Annotated in this window: 17 protein-coding genes; 9 read left to right on the top strand and 8 right to left on the bottom strand. The window is 73.4% G+C overall.

Going from position 1 to position 16,637, the window contains the following annotated elements:
• Positions 1 to 53: 53 nt before the first annotated feature.
• From ACZDWJ_RS14030 to ACZDWJ_RS14020, 3 genes are all read right to left on the bottom strand, one after another.
• Positions 54 to 1,196 carry an acyl-CoA dehydrogenase family protein gene (locus ACZDWJ_RS14030; protein ID WP_463521704.1) on the bottom strand — a complete coding sequence of 381 codons (1,143 nt, stop codon included), beginning with the start codon at positions 1,194 to 1,196 and terminating at the stop codon, positions 54 to 56.
• A gap of 28 nt (positions 1,197 to 1,224) precedes the next feature.
• Positions 1,225 to 2,376: an acyl-CoA dehydrogenase family protein gene (locus ACZDWJ_RS14025; protein WP_463521702.1), complete on the bottom strand. Its 1,152-nt coding sequence runs from the start codon at positions 2,374 to 2,376 to the stop codon at positions 1,225 to 1,227.
• A gap of 148 nt (positions 2,377 to 2,524) precedes the next feature.
• Complete coding sequence (locus tag ACZDWJ_RS14020) at positions 2,525 to 2,917, bottom strand: hypothetical protein (RefSeq protein WP_463521700.1); 393 nt, start codon at positions 2,915 to 2,917, stop codon at positions 2,525 to 2,527.
• Positions 2,918 to 3,322: 405 nt separating this feature from the next.
• Between ACZDWJ_RS14020 and nrdR the strand changes: the two genes are divergently transcribed.
• The 3 genes from nrdR (at position 3,323) to ACZDWJ_RS14005 (ending at position 8,394) form a co-directional block, all read left to right on the top strand.
• Positions 3,323 to 3,820, top strand: a complete 498-nt coding sequence (gene nrdR / locus ACZDWJ_RS14015; RefSeq protein ID WP_463521698.1) for a transcriptional regulator NrdR — start codon at positions 3,323 to 3,325, stop codon at positions 3,818 to 3,820.
• A 212-nt stretch (positions 3,821 to 4,032) separates the two neighbouring features.
• Positions 4,033 to 6,906 (top strand): vitamin B12-dependent ribonucleotide reductase, encoded by a 2,874-nt coding sequence (locus ACZDWJ_RS14010; protein WP_463521696.1) that lies wholly within the window; start codon positions 4,033 to 4,035, stop codon positions 6,904 to 6,906.
• A gap of 93 nt (positions 6,907 to 6,999) precedes the next feature.
• Positions 7,000 to 8,394 carry an NAD(P)/FAD-dependent oxidoreductase gene (locus tag ACZDWJ_RS14005; RefSeq protein WP_463521694.1) on the top strand — a complete coding sequence of 465 codons (1,395 nt, stop codon included), beginning with the start codon at positions 7,000 to 7,002 and terminating at the stop codon, positions 8,392 to 8,394.
• A 4-nt stretch (positions 8,395 to 8,398) separates the two neighbouring features.
• Here ACZDWJ_RS14005 and ACZDWJ_RS14000 read toward each other — a convergent pair whose 3' ends face one another.
• A complete protein-coding gene (locus ACZDWJ_RS14000) occupies positions 8,399 to 8,938 on the bottom strand; it encodes a DUF805 domain-containing protein (RefSeq protein ID WP_463521692.1) in 540 nt (179 codons plus the stop codon).
• Between the two features lie 70 nt (positions 8,939 to 9,008).
• Between ACZDWJ_RS14000 and ACZDWJ_RS13995 the strand changes: the two genes are divergently transcribed.
• The 3 genes from ACZDWJ_RS13995 (at position 9,009) to ACZDWJ_RS13985 (ending at position 10,542) form a co-directional block, all read left to right on the top strand.
• On the top strand, positions 9,009 to 9,503 hold the full coding sequence (locus ACZDWJ_RS13995; protein ID WP_463521690.1) for a GNAT family N-acetyltransferase: 495 nt from the start codon (positions 9,009 to 9,011) through the stop codon (positions 9,501 to 9,503).
• Positions 9,504 to 9,574: 71 nt separating this feature from the next.
• Positions 9,575 to 9,991 (top strand): hypothetical protein, encoded by a 417-nt coding sequence (locus ACZDWJ_RS13990; RefSeq protein WP_463521688.1) that lies wholly within the window; start codon positions 9,575 to 9,577, stop codon positions 9,989 to 9,991.
• 80 nt (positions 9,992 to 10,071) lie between these two features.
• Positions 10,072 to 10,542 (top strand): phage tail protein, encoded by a 471-nt coding sequence (locus tag ACZDWJ_RS13985; protein ID WP_463521686.1) that lies wholly within the window; start codon positions 10,072 to 10,074, stop codon positions 10,540 to 10,542.
• Between the two features lie 44 nt (positions 10,543 to 10,586).
• Here ACZDWJ_RS13985 and ACZDWJ_RS13980 read toward each other — a convergent pair whose 3' ends face one another.
• Genes ACZDWJ_RS13980 through ACZDWJ_RS13970 form a run of 3 tightly spaced genes read right to left on the bottom strand, consistent with a single transcriptional unit; the run spans position 10,587 to position 13,869 of the window.
• Positions 10,587 to 11,426 carry an SDR family oxidoreductase gene (locus ACZDWJ_RS13980; protein WP_463521684.1) on the bottom strand — a complete coding sequence of 280 codons (840 nt, stop codon included), beginning with the start codon at positions 11,424 to 11,426 and terminating at the stop codon, positions 10,587 to 10,589.
• Entirely contained in the window at positions 11,423 to 12,928 is a 1,506-nt protein-coding gene (locus tag ACZDWJ_RS13975) for a flavin-containing monooxygenase (RefSeq protein WP_463521682.1), read from the bottom strand. Before ACZDWJ_RS13975 ends, ACZDWJ_RS13980 begins: the two co-directional genes overlap by 4 nt.
• Complete coding sequence (locus tag ACZDWJ_RS13970; protein WP_463521680.1) at positions 12,925 to 13,869, bottom strand: patatin-like phospholipase family protein; 945 nt, start codon at positions 13,867 to 13,869, stop codon at positions 12,925 to 12,927. Before ACZDWJ_RS13970 ends, ACZDWJ_RS13975 begins: the two co-directional genes overlap by 4 nt.
• A gap of 67 nt (positions 13,870 to 13,936) precedes the next feature.
• On the opposite strand from ACZDWJ_RS13970, the gene ACZDWJ_RS13965 reads away from it, so the two are divergent.
• On the top strand, positions 13,937 to 14,524 hold the full coding sequence (locus tag ACZDWJ_RS13965; RefSeq protein ID WP_463521678.1) for a TetR/AcrR family transcriptional regulator: 588 nt from the start codon (positions 13,937 to 13,939) through the stop codon (positions 14,522 to 14,524).
• Positions 14,525 to 14,533: 9 nt separating this feature from the next.
• Here the strand turns inward: ACZDWJ_RS13965 and ACZDWJ_RS13960 are convergent, their stop codons facing one another.
• On the bottom strand, positions 14,534 to 14,884 hold the full coding sequence (locus tag ACZDWJ_RS13960; protein ID WP_463521676.1) for an ArsR/SmtB family transcription factor: 351 nt from the start codon (positions 14,882 to 14,884) through the stop codon (positions 14,534 to 14,536).
• 60 nt (positions 14,885 to 14,944) lie between these two features.
• Here ACZDWJ_RS13960 and ACZDWJ_RS13955 point away from each other — a divergent pair, with 60 nt between their 5' ends.
• Positions 14,945 to 15,985 carry a cation diffusion facilitator family transporter gene (locus ACZDWJ_RS13955; protein ID WP_463521674.1) on the top strand — a complete coding sequence of 347 codons (1,041 nt, stop codon included), beginning with the start codon at positions 14,945 to 14,947 and terminating at the stop codon, positions 15,983 to 15,985.
• Between the two features lie 43 nt (positions 15,986 to 16,028).
• Complete coding sequence (locus tag ACZDWJ_RS13950) at positions 16,029 to 16,520, top strand: SigE family RNA polymerase sigma factor (RefSeq protein ID WP_463521672.1); 492 nt, start codon at positions 16,029 to 16,031, stop codon at positions 16,518 to 16,520.
• Positions 16,521 to 16,637: the final 117 nt, after the last annotated feature.

The following is a 16,637-nucleotide window of genomic DNA, read 5'->3' as shown; positions in this document are numbered from 1 at the left end:
CAGACCCCCGCCGCGCCGGAGCGCGACGGGGGCCGAGTGCTGTCGGACCGGACTCAGGCCGGCTCGAGCACCCCGTGGTCGCCGACGCTCGCCGAGAGCGTCCGCAGGTGGTGGGTGGCGTCGCCGAGCAGCAGCTCCAGCGCCTGCAGGTGCGCGGTGTAGGAGCCGATGGAGTACTCCGCGGTCATGCCGATGCCGCCGTGCAGCTGGATGGCCTCCTGGCCGATGTGGCGGCTGGCCCGCGCCACGCCCAGGCCGGCGCGGGCGGCGGCCTGGTGGACGGCGTCCTGGTCGCCCTCGGCGAGCACCATCGTGGCCCAGGTGACCAGCGAGGTCGTGAGCTCCAGCGAGACGTACATGTCGGCCGCGCGGAAGGTCAGGGCCTGGAAGGTGTTGAGGGTGACGCCGAACTGCTTGCGGCTGGTGAGGTAGCCCGTGGTGGTGCGCAGGGCCGTCTCGAGCGCGCCCACGGCCTGGTTGCCGGCGATGATCCGGGCGAGGTCGTGGATGGTGGCGATGCTGGTCTCGACGTCGAGCCCGGCCTCGCCGAGCGGCGTCGCCGGGGTGCCCTCGAAGGCGACCTTCGCGGCGCGGGTGCCGTCGAAGACGGCGTAGCCGGTGCGGGTCAGGCCGGAGGCGTCGCCGTCGACCAGGAACAGGCCGGTGCCGCCGCCGGGGAGGGCGGCGCTGACGACGAGCTGGTCGGCGCGGGCGCCGTGCGGCACCGGCTCCTTGACGCCGGTGAGCGTCCAGGAGCCGCCGTCGTCGGTGGCGGTGACGTCGGTGGCGGCGTCGCTGCGCAGGGCTCCGGGCTCGGCGTGGGCCAGCACCACGAGGCGCTCGCCGGCCGAGAGGGCGCCGAGTACCTCGGCGCGCTGCTCGGCGGTGCCGACCGCGGAGACCAGGCCGCCGGCCAGCACGATGCTGGCCAGGAACGGCTCGGGGGCGATGACCCGGCCGAGCTCCTGGGCCACGATCGCGACCTCGGTGGGGCCGGCGCCGGAGCCGCCGTCGGCCTCGGCGAAGGGCAGCCCGAGGATGCCCATCTCGGCCAGCTGGCGCCAGAGGTCCTCGCTGTAGCCGGGCTCGGCGGCGACGGTCTGGCGTCGCTTCTCGAAGTCGGAGTAGGCCTTGCCGACCAGGCCGCGCACGGCCTCGCGCAGCGCGTCCTGCTCGTCGTCGTAGGTGAAGTCCATGGGTGTCTCGTCTCGTCTCGCGCCGGGCTCAGAGCCCGAGGATGGTCTTGGCGATGATCTGGCGCTGCACCTCGTTGGAGCCGCCGTAGATCGACGCCTTGCGCAGGTTGAGGTAGGTGGGCGTCGCCAGGTGGGTCCACTCCGGCAGCGCGCTGGCCTCGTCGGCGCCCGAGGCGAGCGCGGCGGGACCCGCGAGGTCCATCGTCAGCTCGGCCACGGCCTGCTGGAGCTCGGTGCCCTTGAGCTTGAGCACCGAGGACGCCGGGTGCGGGGCGCCGTCGGTGGAGTCGGCGACCACGCGCAGCGCGGTGAGCTCGAGGGCCAGCAGCTCGTTCTCGAGCTCGGCGAAGCGGGCCGCGACCAGCGGGTCGGAGAGCTGCTCGCCGGCGAGCTCCTTGGCGCGCGCGAGGTTGCGCTTGGTGGCGCCGACGGGGGCCACGCCCACGCGCTCGTTGCCGAGGAGGAACTTGGCCATCGTCCAGCCCTGGTTGAGCTCGCCGACGAGGTTCTCCGCGGGCACGCGGACGTCGGTGAACCAGACCTCGTTGACCTCGTGGCCGCCGTCGATGAGCTCGATGGGCCGCACCTCCAGGCCCGGCGAGGTCATGTCGATGAGGAGCATCGAGATGCCGGCCTGCTTCTTCACGTCGGGGTCGGTGCGCACCAGGGTGAAGATCCAGTCGCCGTACTGACCCAGCGTGGTCCAGGTCTTCTGGCCGTTGACGACGAAGTGGTCGCCGTCGCGTACCGCGGTGGTGCGCAGGGAGGCGAGGTCGGAGCCGGCGTCGGGCTCGGAGAAGCCCTGGCTCCACCAGATGTCGAGGTTGGCGGTGGCCGGGAGGAAGCGCTCCTTCATCTCCTGGCTGGCGAAGTGCGCGATGACCGGGCCGATCATCGTGGCGTTGAACGCCAGCGGCACCGGGACGCCCGCGGCCTGGAGCTCCTCGTGCCACAGGTGGCGCTGGAGCTCGGTCCAGTCCTTGCCGCCCCACTCAACGGGCCAGTGCGGCACCGCCAGGCCGGCGGCGTTGAGGATCTGCATGCTCTCCACGATCTGGTCGCGGGTGAGCTCGCGGCCCTCGAGGACCGCGGAGCGGATCTCCTGGGGCACCTTCGTGGTGAAGAAGTCGCGCAGCTCGTCGCGGAGCGCGCGGTCCTCCTCGGACAACTGCAGACGCATGCGTCCTCCTGGCTCGGGCCTGGGTGGGGGTGATCGGGGTGTCACCCTCGATCACACCACGTCGGCCCAAGGCTCGACAGGGGGGTCTGTCAGATGAGCGCGGGCGCGCGCCCGCGCGAGGCGATCACGCGGGGATCACGCGCGGGGATCAGCGGGCCGCGCGGCGTCCGCCGGGCGGGCGGGGAGGCGGGGGAGCGTCCCCGTCGGATCCGGTGCTCGCCCCGGTGCCGGACGGAGGCGCCGGCGGCCTCGGCGTCGGCCCGGTGAGCTCGCGCCACAGCCGGGTGCCGAGCAGCAGGCAGAGGAACAGGCAGGCGACCGCGCCCAGGGTGGTGAGCGCGAGGAGCAGCCACGCGAGCCCCGCGCCGTCGCGGGCCCGGCCGCCGAGCTGGACGGCGAGGACGACGAGGTAGCCCCAGGCGACGAGGAGCACGGTGACGCCGGCGCTCAGGCCCAGCCGCGGGCCCCACGCCCGCAGGCGCTCGGCGGGGGAGCCGACGGCGCGCCGGGGTGCGGCCCGACGTCCTCCGTGCGCTCCCATCGCCCCAGTGTGACCCCTCGGTGGTCGTGCCGACACGCCGACGCGCGCACCCCCGGGGAGGTGATTCGGAGGTGTGCGTGGTGGTCCGGACCGCTCTGACCTGCGGGTTTACGCGGATGTGATCCAGGTCTCGAAACAGTGGGTCTGTCGTCTTGCGTCGACCTCGGGGCCGGGCGTACGGTTGGCACAACATCTAGTAGTTACAACGATGTAGTTATCCACATCTAGTTCACATCGGATGCGGGATGACCCACAGCGAACTGCTGGTTGTCCACAGGTGAAGGCCTCTCGCTCCACAAGGACGCTCCCCTCGGGGCTCGTCCGAGCGCCCGCGCCCGCAGCCTGGCACGAACGCGCCCGCAGCACCCCGCCCGCCCGCTCAGACGCCCCGGAGGAGGACCCACGATGCACTGCCCGTACTGCCGCGGCACCGACACCCGGGTCGTCGACTCCCGGGTCTCCGAGGACGGCGGCTCGATCCGCCGCCGGCGCACCTGCTCCACCTGCGCGAAGCGGTTCACCACCGTCGAGATGATGCAGCTGACCGTCGTCAAGCGGTCGGGGGCCACCGAGCCCTTCGTCCGCGACAAGGCCGTCGCCGGCGTCCGCAAGGCCTGCAAGGGCCGCCCGGTCACCGAGGACCAGCTGGCCCGCCTGGGCCAGGAGGTCGAGGACGCCCTGCGGCTGGCCGGCTGCGCCGAGCTCCCGGCCCACGAGGTCGGCCTGGCCATCCTCGGCCCGCTGCGCACGCTCGACGAGGTCGCCTACCTGCGCTTCGCCAGCGTCTATCGCGCGTTCGGCTCCGCCGCCGACTTCGAGGCCGAGATCGCCTCGATGCGCGCGGAGCGCCCCGCCGAGGAGCCCTCGGGCGCCCTCGCCCCCTCGGCCGCCTCCGGCGGCTGACCCGAACCGCCCGGCAGGTCGTGGGGAAGCGGCCTGCCGGGCGCACCACCCTCTCCCCATCCGCCACCCTCGCGACGTCGTCATCCCCGAGAAATGTCGGCGCTCCGAGGAAGCATCACCAGCACGACCCGCACCACCTGGCAGCAGCCAGCAGCACCAGCCACCAGACGAGCACACGAGCAACCCCACCCCGGGACCAAGGAGAGCAGCGCATGACCGAGACGGTGAACGGCGGCCAGGCCGACGCAGGCGAGCGCGCCGGCGGACTGAGCCTCGAGCGGGTCTTCAGCACCGAGGGCGTCCACCCCTACGACGAGATCACCTGGGAGCGCCGCGACGTCGTCCAGACGAACTGGAAGACCGGCGAGACCGTCTTCGAGCAGCGCGGCGTGGAGTACCCCGACTTCTGGTCGGTCAACGCCTCCACGATCGTCACCACCAAGTACTTCCGCGGCGCGGTCGGCTCCGAGGCCCGCGAGTGGAGCCTGCGCCAGATCATCGACCGCGTCGTGAGCACCTACACGGTGGCCGGCCGCGAGCACGGCTACTTCGCCACCGAGGCCGACGTCGAGATCTTCGAGCACGAGCTCACCTGGCTGCTGGTCCACCAGTACTTCTCGTTCAACAGCCCCGTCTGGTTCAACGTGGGCACGCCCAGCCCGCAGCAGGTCTCGGCCTGCTTCATCCTCTCCGTCGACGACTCGATGGACTCGATCCTCAACTGGTACAAGGAGGAGGGCTTCATCTTCAAGGGCGGCTCCGGCGCCGGCCTGAACCTCTCCCGCATCCGCTCCTCCAAGGAGCTGCTCTCCTCCGGCGGCACCGCCTCGGGCCCGGTCTCCTTCATGCGCGGCGCCGACGCCTCGGCCGGCACCATCAAGTCCGGCGGCGCCACGCGTCGCGCGGCCAAGATGGTCGTCCTCGACGTCGACCACCCCGACATCGAGGAGTTCGTCATGACCAAGGCGCGGGAGGAGGACAAGATCCGCGCCCTGCGCGACGCCGGCTTCGACATGGACCTCGGCGGCGCCGACATCACCTCGGTGCAGTACCAGAACGCCAACAACTCCGTGCGCGTGAGCGACGAGTTCATGCGCGCCGTCGAGGAGGGCACCGACTTCGGCCTGCGCGCCCGCAAGACCGGCGAGGTCATCGAGCGCGTCGACGCCCGCGACCTCTTCCGCAAGATCGCCACCGCCGCGTGGGAGTGCGCCGACCCGGGCCTGCAGTACGACGACACCATCAACGACTGGCACACCAACCCCGAGACCGGCCGCATCACCGCGTCCAACCCGTGCTCGGAGTACATGTCGCTCGACAACTCCTCGTGCAACCTGGCGTCGCTGAACCTGCTGAAGTTCCTCAAGGACGACGACACCTTCGACGCCGAGCTCTTCGCCAAGGCCGTGGAGCTCATCATCACCGCGATGGACATCTCCATCTGCTTCGCGGACTTCCCGACCGAGCCCATCGGCCAGACCACCCGCGACTACCGCCAGCTCGGCATCGGCTACGCCAACCTCGGCGCGCTGCTCATGGCCATGGGCCTGGGCTACGACTCCGAGGGCGGCCGGGCGATGGCGGCCACCATCACCTCGCTGATGACCGGCACCTCCTACCGCCGCTCCGCCGAGCTCGCGGGCATCGTCGGCCCCTACGCCGGCTACGGCCGCAACGCCGAGGCCCACCAGCGCGTCATGCGCAAGCACCAGGCCGCCAACGACGCCGTGCGTCCGCTGGCGATCGCCGACGCCCAGACCCACCGCCTGGCCACCGTCGAGTGGGCCAAGGTCGTCGAGCTCGGCAAGATCAACGGCTTCCGCAACGCCCAGGCCTCGGTGCTCGCGCCCACCGGCACCATCGGCTTCATGATGGACTGCGACACCACCGGCATCGAGCCCGACTTCTCCCTGGTGAAGTTCAAGAAGCTCGTCGGCGGCGGCTCCATGCAGATCGTCAACCAGACCATCCCGCGGGCCCTGCGCAAGCTCGGCTACGTCGAGGAGCAGGTCGAGGCGATCGTCTCCTACATCGCCGAGAACGGCCACGTCGTCGACGCCCCCGGCCTGCGCCGCGAGCACTACGAGGTCTTCGACACCGCGATGGGCCAGCGCTCGCTCAAGCCCATGGGCCACGTGCGGATGATGGCGGCCTGCCAGCCGTTCCTCTCCGGCGCCATCTCCAAGACCGTCAACCTGCCCGAGGACGCCACGATCGAGGAGATCGAGGAGGTCTACCTGCAGTCGTGGAAGCTCGGCCTCAAGGCCACCGCGATCTACCGCGACAACTGCAAGGTCGGCCAGCCTCTCGCCGACGGTGGCGGCAAGGCCAAGAAGGACGCCGCCGACAAGGCCGCGGCCGACTCCGCCGAGGTCGAGACCAAGGTCGTCGAGAAGGTCGTCTACGCCCCCACCCGCAAGCGCCTGCCGAAGTCGCGCGTCTCCCGCACGACCTCCTTCACCGTGGGCGGTGCCGAGGGCTACATGACCTCCGGCGCCCACGACGACGGCACCCTGGGCGAGATCTTCCTCAAGCTCGGCAAGCAGGGCTCGACCCTGGCCGGCGTGATGGACGCCTTCTCGATCGCCGTCTCGATCGGCCTGCAGTACGGCGTCCCGCTGGAGACCTACGTCTCGAAGTTCACCAACCTGCGCTTCGAGCCCGCCGGCCTCACCGACGACCCCGACGTGCGCATGTCGCAGTCCCTCATGGACTACGTCTTCCGTCGCCTCGCGCTGGACTACCTGCCCTACGACCAGCGTCAGGCGCTGGGCATCTACTCCGCCGAGGAGCGCCAGCGCTACCTCGAGACCGGCTCCTACGAGCCGCTGGAGGAGACCGGCTCGGCCGCCGAGCTGATCGACGTCACCCCGGTGCAGCCCGAGGTGCGCATGGAGGCCCTCCCGGTCTCCGAGCCCGCCGCCGAGGCCGAGGTCAAGGAGGCCCACACCTCCGCCGAGCTGCTGGAGAAGATCACCGGCACCGCCGTCGACAGCCCGCTGTGCTTCACCTGCGGCACCAAGATGCGCCCCGCCGGCTCCTGCTACGTCTGCGAGGGCTGCGGCAGCACCTCCGGCTGCAGCTGATCCTCAGCGCAGTCACCGAGACCGGGCCGGTCTCCCCTCGGGGAGGCCGGCCCGGCCGCGTTGTGGCCACCGGCCGGATGGTTCGATCGAGCCATGAGCGCTCGGGAGACGATCACGGCCGACCACCTGGTCATCGGGGCGGGGGCCTCAGCGATGGCCTTCGTCGACACCTTGGTCGACCACGGCGAGGGCAGCGTCGTGCTCGTCGACCGGCAGCACGCCCCGGGCGGGCACTGGCTGCAGGCGTATCCGTTCGTGCGGCTGCATCAGGCCGCCTGCTTCTACGGCGTCGCCTCCGAGGTCCTGGGCGGGGGAGCGCTGCAGACCGAGGGGCCCGAGGCGGGGCTGCAGGTGCGCTCGGATGCCGCCGAGATCACCGAGTACTACCAGCGCGTGCTGCGACGGCTCGAGGCCACGGGGCGGGTGCAGTTCCTCGGCGGCCACGAGGTGCTCGACGACGACGCGGGCCTGCGGGTGCGGCGCCTCGAGGACGGCGTCGAGCTGGCGGTCGCGCCGTCGGCGCGAGTGGTCGATGCGCGCTATCTCGCGCCGCGGATCCCCAGCCAGGTGCCGCCGCCGTTCGAGGTGGGGCCGGGGGCGCGAGTGGTGGCCGTCAACGACCTTCCGGACGCCGGGCCCGCGCGGCGTCACGTGGTGGTGGGCTCGGGCAAGACCGCCACCGACGCGTGCGTGTGGCTGCTGCAGCACGGCGTCGACCCCGGCGCGATCACCTGGGTGCGCCCGCGCGAGCCGTGGATGCTCGACCGGGCCCGGGTGCAGCCGGAGCCGGAGGCCTTCCAGGGCATGGTCGCCGAGATCGTCGAGGGCGCGGCGAGCGCCGACTCGCTCGACGACCTGATGCTGCGCCTCGAGGACGCCGGCGTCCTGCTCCGCCTCGATCCCGCGCGCCGTCCGACGATGGCCAAGGCCCCCACGCTGGGTCGCTGGGAGCTGGACCTGCTGCGCAGCATCGCCGACGTCGTGCGGCTCGGGCACGTGCGGCGGGTCGAGGAGGGTCGCCTGGTCTGCGACGACGGCACCGTCGACGTCGGCCCGGACGCGCTGGTGGTGCACTGCGCCGCCGACGGCCTGCGGCACCGTCCCCTGGTGCCGGTGTGGTCGCCGGAGCGGATCACGCTGCAGCCCGTGCGCTCCGGCTTCCCGTGCTTCAGCGCCGCGCTGGTGGGCTACGTCGAGGCCACGCGCACCGACGACGCGACCCGCAACGCGCTGTGCCACCCGGTGCCCTTCGGCGACCGCCTCGAGGACTGGGCCGCCATGCAGGTCCGCGGGCTGCGCTCGGCGGCCGCCTGGGGCGCCGAGCCCGACATCGCCGCGTGGGCCTCAGGCGTCGCGATCAACCCGGCGCGGGTCACCGACGCCGACCGCACGCCCGCGTGCGAGGACGCCCTCGCGCGGATCGCCCGGCACCGCGACGCGGCGATCGATCGGCTCACCGGCTGGAGCGCCGCGCCCGATCGCATCTGATCCCTCAGCGGGCCTTGTGCGGGGTCGGCGGGGGACCGAAGCGGTTGAAGGTCCGGGTGCTCGGCAGGAGCATCGGGACGGTGAGGACGAGGGTGCCGACGGCGGGCATCGCGCAGAGCAGGATCCACCTCCCGCTCAGGTCGGCATCGTGGAGCCGTCGCACGGTGATCGCGACGGATGGGACGAGCGTCGCGATCATCACCACCGGGATCACGACCCAGAGGAGGTTGGTCGGTCCGCCGGTGGCGGGGTCGATCTTGACGCTGAGGGCGATGGGCACGAGCACCGCGGCCTGGATGACGGTGTACCACCAGAACTCCGGTCGGGTCGCGCGTCCCTCGAAGTCCGCGTAGCGGCTGAAGGCGATCGCGAGCGCCTGCACGGGGTTCGAGGGGCGCGGAGTCACCGGCGCCTTGCTGATCCCGGCGGCGCGCGGGGTCAGCGGTGCCGCGTGCTCGGTCCATCGAGCGCCGTCGAAGTAGCGTTGGCGATCAGCCAGGGCGTACCAGCCACGGCTGGTCGGCTGCGGTCCCGAGATGTCCATGGCCAGATTCTGGCCTCGACCGCGCCCGAGCGCGAGAGCCTGACGTCGAGTCGGGGAGGAGGGGTGGGCAGTGCCCGAGCTCGTCGAGCCCGACGTCGCGCTCCACCGCGCCTGGGGCGAGTCCCACGCCGAGTGGGGTCCGGGTCTGCACGAGGACGGCTTCGGGATCGGCCCCGACGACGAGGTGGAGAGCGCTGCCGGCTTCGCGGCCTGGATCGAGCGCCTGCGTGACCGCCCGGCCCGGTTCTGGTGGATCGTCGAGGACGACGAGGTGCTCGGGGCCATCGTGCTGCGCCCGTTCACCGACGACCGCGTGCTGTGGCAGGGACACGTCGGCTACGGCGTCCGACCCTCGGCGCGGGGCCGCGGCCTCGCGACATGGGCGCTGGGGCAGGTGCTGGACGAGGCCCGAGCCGTCGGGATGAAGCGCCTCCTGCTGGTGTGCCTGGACGACAACCTCGGCTCCATCGGGACGATCGAGCGGCACGGGGGCGTCCTCGAGGAGGTCGTCGCGGAGGACGGGCACGGCCTGGTGCGCCGGTACTGGATCGCCCTCCGGGCCTGACCGGGAGGCTGGGTCGGCGGCCCTGTGGAGAGCGTCTGCAGGACGGTGGCGATCCGGCGCAGGGTGGGGGCATGAGCGATCACGACGACACTCCCCGCCTCAGCCCTCAGGAACTGCCGGTGGTGCGCAGCCAGGCCGATCTCGAGCGCCTGTGGCGCCTCCTCATGGAGCCCCTCGGCTTCGCGGCCCCGCAGATCTGGATCCTCTTCCTCCGCGAGGGCCACTGCCAGCACTCGGCCAAGCTCGAGGAGCTCCCGCGCCGACCCGATGCCGACGACCTCGCCCGGCTCACCCCGCTGCTCACGAGCCTGGCCGAGGAGCCCGACGTCGTGCCGGTCTTCCTCTACGCCCGGCCCGGCGCGGGGCGCGAGGACGGCGACCTCGCCTGGGTGCGCACCCTCGCCCCGCACACGCCGTGGCCGGTGCACGTGGCCCACGACTCCGAGCTGCGGGTCGTCGCCGCCGACGAGCTGAGCGCCTCGGTCTGACCTCCGAGCGCACCGGGGACGCCGGGGGCGTCGCGGCGCTAGCGTGGGGCTGCCCGTCCGCCCGCTGCCAGGAGGTTCCCGTGCCGTACGTCGTCGACTTCAAGGACGTCTCGACCGTGGGGCTGGAGTCCTCGCCGGTGGCCGACGCGCTGGCCGGGCTGCGGGCCAACGAGGCGCGCTACTTCTCCACCAAGCACGGTCACGCCTTCACCACGACGCCGGCCGCCGAGGCCCCCGAGATCGTCGAGTACGTGCATCGGGTGCTGCGCGAGGAGCGCGACCTCGTCATCGCCTCGACGCCGCTGGAGGTCAGCGAGCTCGAGGTCGACGGCGTCCGCTGGACCCACGTGTTCTACGAGTCGGGCCTGGCCATCAACGTGCTCTACACCCTCGACGCGGGTGGCAAGCGGGCCGTCGGGTTCAAGCTCTCCGACGGCATGGAGGTGCCCGACGAGCTCGTCGACCGGTTCAAGTTCGCCCGGCAGCGCTCGAAGCTCGCCGGCACCATCCGCGGCTCGTTCTTCGTCATCAAGGGCGAGCACGAGCGCTGACCCAGCACTGACCGCGCACCGACCCGGCGCCGATCGGGCGCGGCTCAGCGGCGGCTGATCCGTTCGAGGTAGCGCCCGCGAACGGCGTCGTCGACGGCGGTGATGGCGCGGTCGTCGCGCACCGCGCGGCGCAGGCCGCGCATCACCGGCTCGGGCAGCAGCGCCGAGAGCGTCGAGGCGCGGCCGACGTAGCCGGGCACGGCGATCTCGGCGGCCCGGGTGCGAACCGAGCGCACCACGGCCTCGGCCACCTCCTGCGGCTCGACGGCCGGCAGCATCCCGAAGTCGATGCCCGACGAGAGCTCGGTGCGCACGGCGCTGGGCAGCACGGCGGTGACGCTGACGCCGGTGCGGTCGAGCTCGAGCCGGGTGGCGGCGGTGAGGCCGACGGAGGCGAACTTGCTGGCGTTGTAGACCGCCAGGCCCTTCAGCGGCACCTTGCCGGCCAGCGAGCAGACGTTGACGACGTGGCCGCGTCCACGCTCGACCATGCCGGGCACCGCGCTGCGCATGCCGTGGATGACGCCGAAGACGTTGACCTGCATCGTCAGCTCGTCGAGGGCGTCGGACTGGGCGAGGAACGCGCCGTTGGGCATGACGCCGGCGTTGTTGACCAGCACGTCGAGGGGACGGCCGTGGGCCTGCTCCGCGGCGGCGAGGAAGGCCTCGAAGGAGGCGCGGTCGGTGACGTCGAGGGCGTGGGCGGTGACGCGCTCGCCGAGCTCGGCGGCGGTGGTGGCGGCCAGCTCGGCGTCCAGGTCGCCGATGGCCACCCGGGCGCCGCGGGCGACGAAGGCCCGCGCGGTCTCGCGGCCGATGCCGCGCGCGGCTCCGGTGATGGCGACGAGGGCGCCGTCGAGCTCGATCGAGGGGTAGCGGCTCATGCGGGGATCTCCTGAGGGGTCGGGCGGTCGGGGCGGGAGGGGGAGGTGCTGCGGAACACGGCGGGGTCGAAGCGGCTGACCCGACGCCGCAGGGCGCCGGTGGACCACGGCCAGCTGAAGCTGTTGCGGCCGTTGACGTCGCGGTAGTAGCTCGCGCAGCCGCCGGCCTCGTAGACGGTGCCCGCCAGGGCGTGCTGCACCTGGGCGACGTAGGCGGCCTGGGCGCCGGCGCGCACGTCGAGCACGGTGCCGCTGCGCCGCGCGTGGAGCACGGCGTCGACGAGGTAGGCCACCTGCGACTCCAGGATCGCGAAGGCCGAGGAGTGACCGGTGCCGAGGCTGGGGCCGAGGACGAGGAAGGCGTTCGGGAAGCCGGTGACGACGGTGCCGAGGTAGGCCTCCGGCGAGCCCTGCCAGACCTCGGCGAGGGAGCGGCCGTCGGCGCCGCGGATGAGGTCGGCCACCGGCATGTCGAGGATGTGGAAGCCGGTGCCGAGGATGATCGTGTCGACCTCGGCGCGGCTGCCGTCGGCGCCCACGACCGTGCTGCCCTCGATGCGCTCGACCGCGGTGGCATGCACCTCGACGTGCTCGCGGGTCAGGGCCGGCAGGTAGGAGTTGGAGAAGAGGATCCGCTTGCAGCCGATGGTGTAGTCGGGGGTCAGGCGGGCCCGCAGGTCGGGGTCGCGCACGGCGGCGCGCAGGTGGGCGCGGCCGACGGCCTGGACGGCGTCCATCAGCGGGCGGGGGTGGCGGAACCCGACACCGAGCGCCTCCATCAGCCCGTACTCGACGCCGCGCAGCAGGCGCTGCGCCAGCGGCAGTCGCATCGCCCAGCGCTCCGCGCGCGGGACGGCGTGGTCGGGCTTGGGCAGCACCCACTGCGCGGTGCGCTGAAAGAGGTGGAGCGCGGCGACGTCGGGCACGATCTTCGGCACGAACTGCACCGCCGAGGCGCCGGTGCCGACGACGGCCACGCGTCGTCCTGCGAGGTCGTGGTCGTGACGCCAGCGGGCGGAGTGGAAGACGGTGCTCGGGAAGTCGGCGAGGCCGGGCAGGTCGGGCACGGCCGGCTCGTTCCACGGCCCGGCGGCGCCGACGACGAACCGGGCGGTGAGCGGCCCGTCGCTGGTCTCCAGGCGCCAGTGCTCGCCGGTCCAGCGGGCCGAGGTCATCTCGACGCCGAAGCGCGTGACGTCCTCGAGCCCGTGCTCGCGGGCGACCCGCTCGACGTAGGCCAGGATCTCCGGCTGCGTGGCGAACAGGCGCGACCAGTCGGGGTTGGGCGCGAAGGAGAAGGAGTAGAGCCCGGAGGGCACGTCGCAGGCGCAGCCGGGATAGGTGTTGGCGCGCCAGGTGCCGCCGAAGGCGTCGGCCTTCTCGAGGACGACCACCTCGACGCCGGCCTCGCGCAGCCGGATGGCCGCGGCGATGCCGGACACGCCGGCGCCGATGACGACGACCTCGTGATGGTCGGCGGACGGCTGGGGGGAGGGGCTCATGCGCGGGCTCCTGCGTGGTCGAGGGCTGCCGCCACGGTGGCGGGCAGGGTGCGGCGGGCGGTGGCGAGGGTGGTGGGGCGCCGGCGGGCGTCCATGAGGTTCGAGCCCATGGCGTCGAGGTCCGCGGGCGTGGGCTCGAGGCGCACGACGCGGGTGCCGGCGGCCTCGAGCGCGGCGATCTCGCGGTCGAGGCCGCGGGTCATCTGGCCGCGCAGCAGCCGCTCGAGCCGCGCGGCGCCGCGGGCCGGACGTCCGCCGGCCCCGGTCATGGGCGCGACGACGACCAGCTCGTCGAGACCGAGGGGGAGCAGCAGGTCGGCGGAGACCGAGGAGGAGGTGCCGCCGTCGACGAGGCGTCGTCCGGCCACCGTGACCGGCGGGAGCCAGCCCGGGATGGCCCACGACGCCGCGATCGCGGTGCCGAGGTCGACGCGGGGCGCGTCCTGCGAGCCGAGGGCCAGACGCTGCCCGGAGGCGAGGTCGGTGGCGACGATCCAGGTGCGCGGGTGCGCGACCCAGCCGTGCGGGTCGGCGAGGCCGGCGCCGAGGTCGCGCAGCCACGCGGCGTCGCCGGTGCCGCGGGGGAGCAGGCCCGCCAAGGCGGTGTAGGCGCTGCGCTCGCGCAGGCCGGCGCGCACCAGGCCGGCCGCCGGCAGGGCCGGACGCGGCAGCGGCGGCAGCGCGCGGGGTGGGTGGTGCAGGTGTTGGCGCAGGAGCGGGTCGGCGCCCGGTGCGTCGTCGAGCGCGGCGAGGAGGGCGCTGGGGGTGCGCCCGGAGCCGAGGATCGCCACCGCCTCGGCGCCGGCCGAGGTGCCGAGCAGGACGTCGGCGGTGCGGACGTCCCAGTCGAGCGCGCGCTCGACGGCGGCGAGGGCGACGGCGGTCCAGGCCAGGCCCAGCGTGCCGCCGCAGCCGATCGCGAGGCCGCGGGTGGTCGTCATGGCGCTCCCGTCGAAAGACCAGTGGTATCCGGATTCCGACGGTATCGGACTGATAGGGTCGCTGTCCATGGCCCGGCTGACGCGCACCGAGACGCAGGCCCGCACCCGGGCCGCCCTCGTCGCCACCGCCGAGCGGCTCTTCCTGGCCGAGGGCTACAACGCCACCTCGCTGCTGCAGGTGGCCCAGGCCGCGGGCTTCACCAAGGGCGCGGTCTACTCCAACTTCGCCACCAAGCACGAGCTCGGACTCGCGGTGCTGGAGTCGCTGCAGGACCAGCGAGTCGGCGCCCTGATCGAGGCGCTGGTGACCGCGGACGGGCTCGGCGCGCGCGTCGAGGCGTTCGGCCGCTGGGCCGAGGAGAACATCGGCGACGTCGGCTGGACCGCCTTCGAGGTGGAGTTCGCCACCTCGGCGCGGCACTCCGAGGAGATCCGCGAGGCGCTGGCGCAGCGGCGCCGGATGGTCACCCAGGCGCTGGCCGACCTGCTCGCCGACCAGGCCGCCGAGCACGGCGTGGAGCTGCCGGCCCCCGCCCTCGACGTCGCCACGCGGCTGCTCGCGCTGGGCGTGGGCCTCGGCGTCCAGCGGGCCTTCGACCCCGAGCTGCCGGTGCGGCTGCTCGTCGAGGAGGTGCGACGGCTGCTGCCGTCGTGAGCCCGCGCGTCAGCGGTCGGACTGGCCCAGGCGCACGTGCTCGGCGTGGAAGAGCGCCTGCTCGAGCAGCTCGGCGACGTGGTCGTCGAAGAGGCGGTACTCGATGGTGCGGCCCTTGCGCTCGCCGTCGACCAGGCCGAGGTTGCGCAGCAGGCGCAGCTGGTGGGAGACCGCCGACTGCTCCATGCCGACCGCGACCGCGAGGTCGCCCACCGAGTGCGGGCCCTCCTGCAGCGTGGAGAGGATCAGCAGCCGGCTCGGCGTGGCCAGGGCCTGCAGTGTGGTGGCCACCTGGCGTGCGGTGGCGAGGTCGAGGCGCGTGCGGACGGCGCGGTCGCCGCCCTCGCCCCCGTGACCCATGAGGGCAGGCTACCTGCTCGCAATTGGATGAACATATGTTCATGTGTCTACGCTGAGGTCATGGGCGAGCAACACGAGGACGGCCACGACCACGAGCACCACCACGAGCACGGTCATCCCGGGGGACTGGTGTCGCGGGTCCGGCACGCCGTGCTCCACGCGGTGCGCCCGCACGGCCACGACGCCGCCGACGCGATCGACTCCGCGCTCGAGGCCAGCGAGGAGGGCGTGCGGGCGCTCAAGATCAGCCTGGTCGTGCTGCTGGCCACGGCGGCGCTGCAGGCGGTCGTCGTCGTGCTCACCGGCTCGGTGGCGCTGCTGGCCGACACCGTGCACAACCTCTCCGACGCCCTCACCGCGCTGCCGCTGTGGCTGGCCTTCGTGCTCGCGCGGCGCGGCGCCTCGCGGCGCTACACCTACGGCCTCGGGCGCGCCGAGGACCTCGCGGGCGTCTTCATCGTCGCGATGATCGCGCTCTCGGCGGTGGTGGCCGGCTACGAGTCGATCCGTCGCCTCGCCGACCCGCAGCCGCTGAGCCACCCGCTCGCGGTGATCCTCGCCGGCGTCATCGGCTTCGCCGGCAACGAGCTCGTCGCCGGCTTCCGCATCCGCGTCGGACGCCGCATCGGCTCGGCCGCGCTGGTGGCCGACGGCCAGCACGCCCGCGCCGACGGGTTCACCTCGCTCGCCGTGGTGCTCGGCGCCCTCGGCGCGATGGCCGGCCTGGAGTGGGCCGACCCGGTGGTCGGCCTGCTCATCACCGTCGCGATCCTCGCGGTGCTGCGCGGCGCCGCCCGTGACGTCGGACGTCGACTGCTCGACGGCGTCGACCCCGCCCTGGTGGCGCGTGCCGAGACCGCGATCCTGAGCGTGCCGGGCGTTCTGGCGCAGGAGCCGGTGCGGCTGCGGTGGCTTGGCCACCGGCTGCGCGCGGAGGTCGGCGTCACCGCCTCGGCCTCCCTCGACCTCGCCGCCGCCCACCGCGTGGCCGCCGACGTCGAGACCGCGCTGCACGCCGCGCTGCCGCAGCTCGAGGCCGTCTCGGTGCACGTGTGCCCCGCGGGCGTGCAGGATGCGGTGCATGCCGCGTCCGCCCGCTGAGGTTCCACGGAACCGAACGGCGGGGCATCGGCGTCAGGAGGGCGTGGACGACTTCAGCGAGTACGTCGAGGCCCGCTGGCCGCGGCTCGTGCGCTCGGCGGTGCTGCTGGGCTGCACCCCGGCCGAGGCCGAGGACGTCGTCCAGACGACGCTCGAGCGCTGCCTGCTGAAGTGGGGCCGCGTGCGCGCCGCCGACGACCGCGACGCCTACGTGCACCGCATGCTCGTCAACGCCCTCGCCTCCAGCCGGCGTCGCCGCTGGCACGGGGAGCGGCCCACCGAGCACCTGCCCGAGCAGGCCGACGCCGACGCCACGGCACGGGTCGACGACCTCGACGCCGTCACCCGGGCCCTGGCCCGGCTCGGCGCCGATCAGCGACGCGTCGTCGTGCTGCGCTACTACGCCCACCTCAGCGAGCAGCAGACCGCCGCCGCGCTCGGGGTGGCGGCGGGCACCGTCAAGAGCCGGCTCTCGCGGGCGATGCGGGCGCTGGAGCAGGACCCAGGACTGATCGAGATGCGAGCGAGGCGATGACCGTGGAGAGCATGGACGAGCAGGTGCTGGAGGAGATCCTGGAGTCGGCCGCCGCGCGCACCGGCGTCGCGCCGGCGCCCATCGACGCCCTGCGCGCCGGAGCCGCGCGTCGGCGCC

It is taken from the genome of Nocardioides sp. B129/18 (assembly GCF_055282735.1).
Note: the sequence above shows the minus strand (reverse complement) of the source record. Positions and strands in the feature narration are given on the sequence as shown.

What these genes read in the sequence shown, in the direction of transcription:
- ACZDWJ_RS14030 (WP_463521704.1), bottom strand. Translation starts at nt 1,196, where the DNA reads ATGGACTTCACCTACGACGACGAGCAGGACGCGCTGCGCGAGGCCGTG.
- ACZDWJ_RS14025 (WP_463521702.1), bottom strand. Translation starts at nt 2,376, where the DNA reads ATGCGTCTGCAGTTGTCCGAGGAGGACCGCGCGCTCCGCGACGAGCTG.
- ACZDWJ_RS14020 (WP_463521700.1), bottom strand. Translation starts at nt 2,917, where the DNA reads ATGGGAGCGCACGGAGGACGTCGGGCCGCACCCCGGCGCGCCGTCGGC.
- nrdR (WP_463521698.1), top strand. Translation starts at nt 3,323, where the DNA reads ATGCACTGCCCGTACTGCCGCGGCACCGACACCCGGGTCGTCGACTCC.
- ACZDWJ_RS14010 (WP_463521696.1), top strand. Translation starts at nt 4,033, where the DNA reads ATGACCGAGACGGTGAACGGCGGCCAGGCCGACGCAGGCGAGCGCGCC.
- ACZDWJ_RS14005 (WP_463521694.1), top strand. Translation starts at nt 7,000, where the DNA reads ATGAGCGCTCGGGAGACGATCACGGCCGACCACCTGGTCATCGGGGCG.
- ACZDWJ_RS14000 (WP_463521692.1), bottom strand. Translation starts at nt 8,938, where the DNA reads ATGGACATCTCGGGACCGCAGCCGACCAGCCGTGGCTGGTACGCCCTG.
- ACZDWJ_RS13990 (WP_463521688.1), top strand. Translation starts at nt 9,575, where the DNA reads ATGAGCGATCACGACGACACTCCCCGCCTCAGCCCTCAGGAACTGCCG.
- ACZDWJ_RS13980 (WP_463521684.1), bottom strand. Translation starts at nt 11,426, where the DNA reads ATGAGCCGCTACCCCTCGATCGAGCTCGACGGCGCCCTCGTCGCCATC.
- ACZDWJ_RS13975 (WP_463521682.1), bottom strand. Translation starts at nt 12,928, where the DNA reads ATGAGCCCCTCCCCCCAGCCGTCCGCCGACCATCACGAGGTCGTCGTC.
- ACZDWJ_RS13970 (WP_463521680.1), bottom strand. Translation starts at nt 13,869, where the DNA reads ATGACGACCACCCGCGGCCTCGCGATCGGCTGCGGCGGCACGCTGGGC.
- ACZDWJ_RS13965 (WP_463521678.1), top strand. Translation starts at nt 13,937, where the DNA reads ATGGCCCGGCTGACGCGCACCGAGACGCAGGCCCGCACCCGGGCCGCC.
- ACZDWJ_RS13960 (WP_463521676.1), bottom strand. Translation starts at nt 14,884, where the DNA reads ATGGGTCACGGGGGCGAGGGCGGCGACCGCGCCGTCCGCACGCGCCTC.
- ACZDWJ_RS13955 (WP_463521674.1), top strand. Translation starts at nt 14,945, where the DNA reads ATGGGCGAGCAACACGAGGACGGCCACGACCACGAGCACCACCACGAG.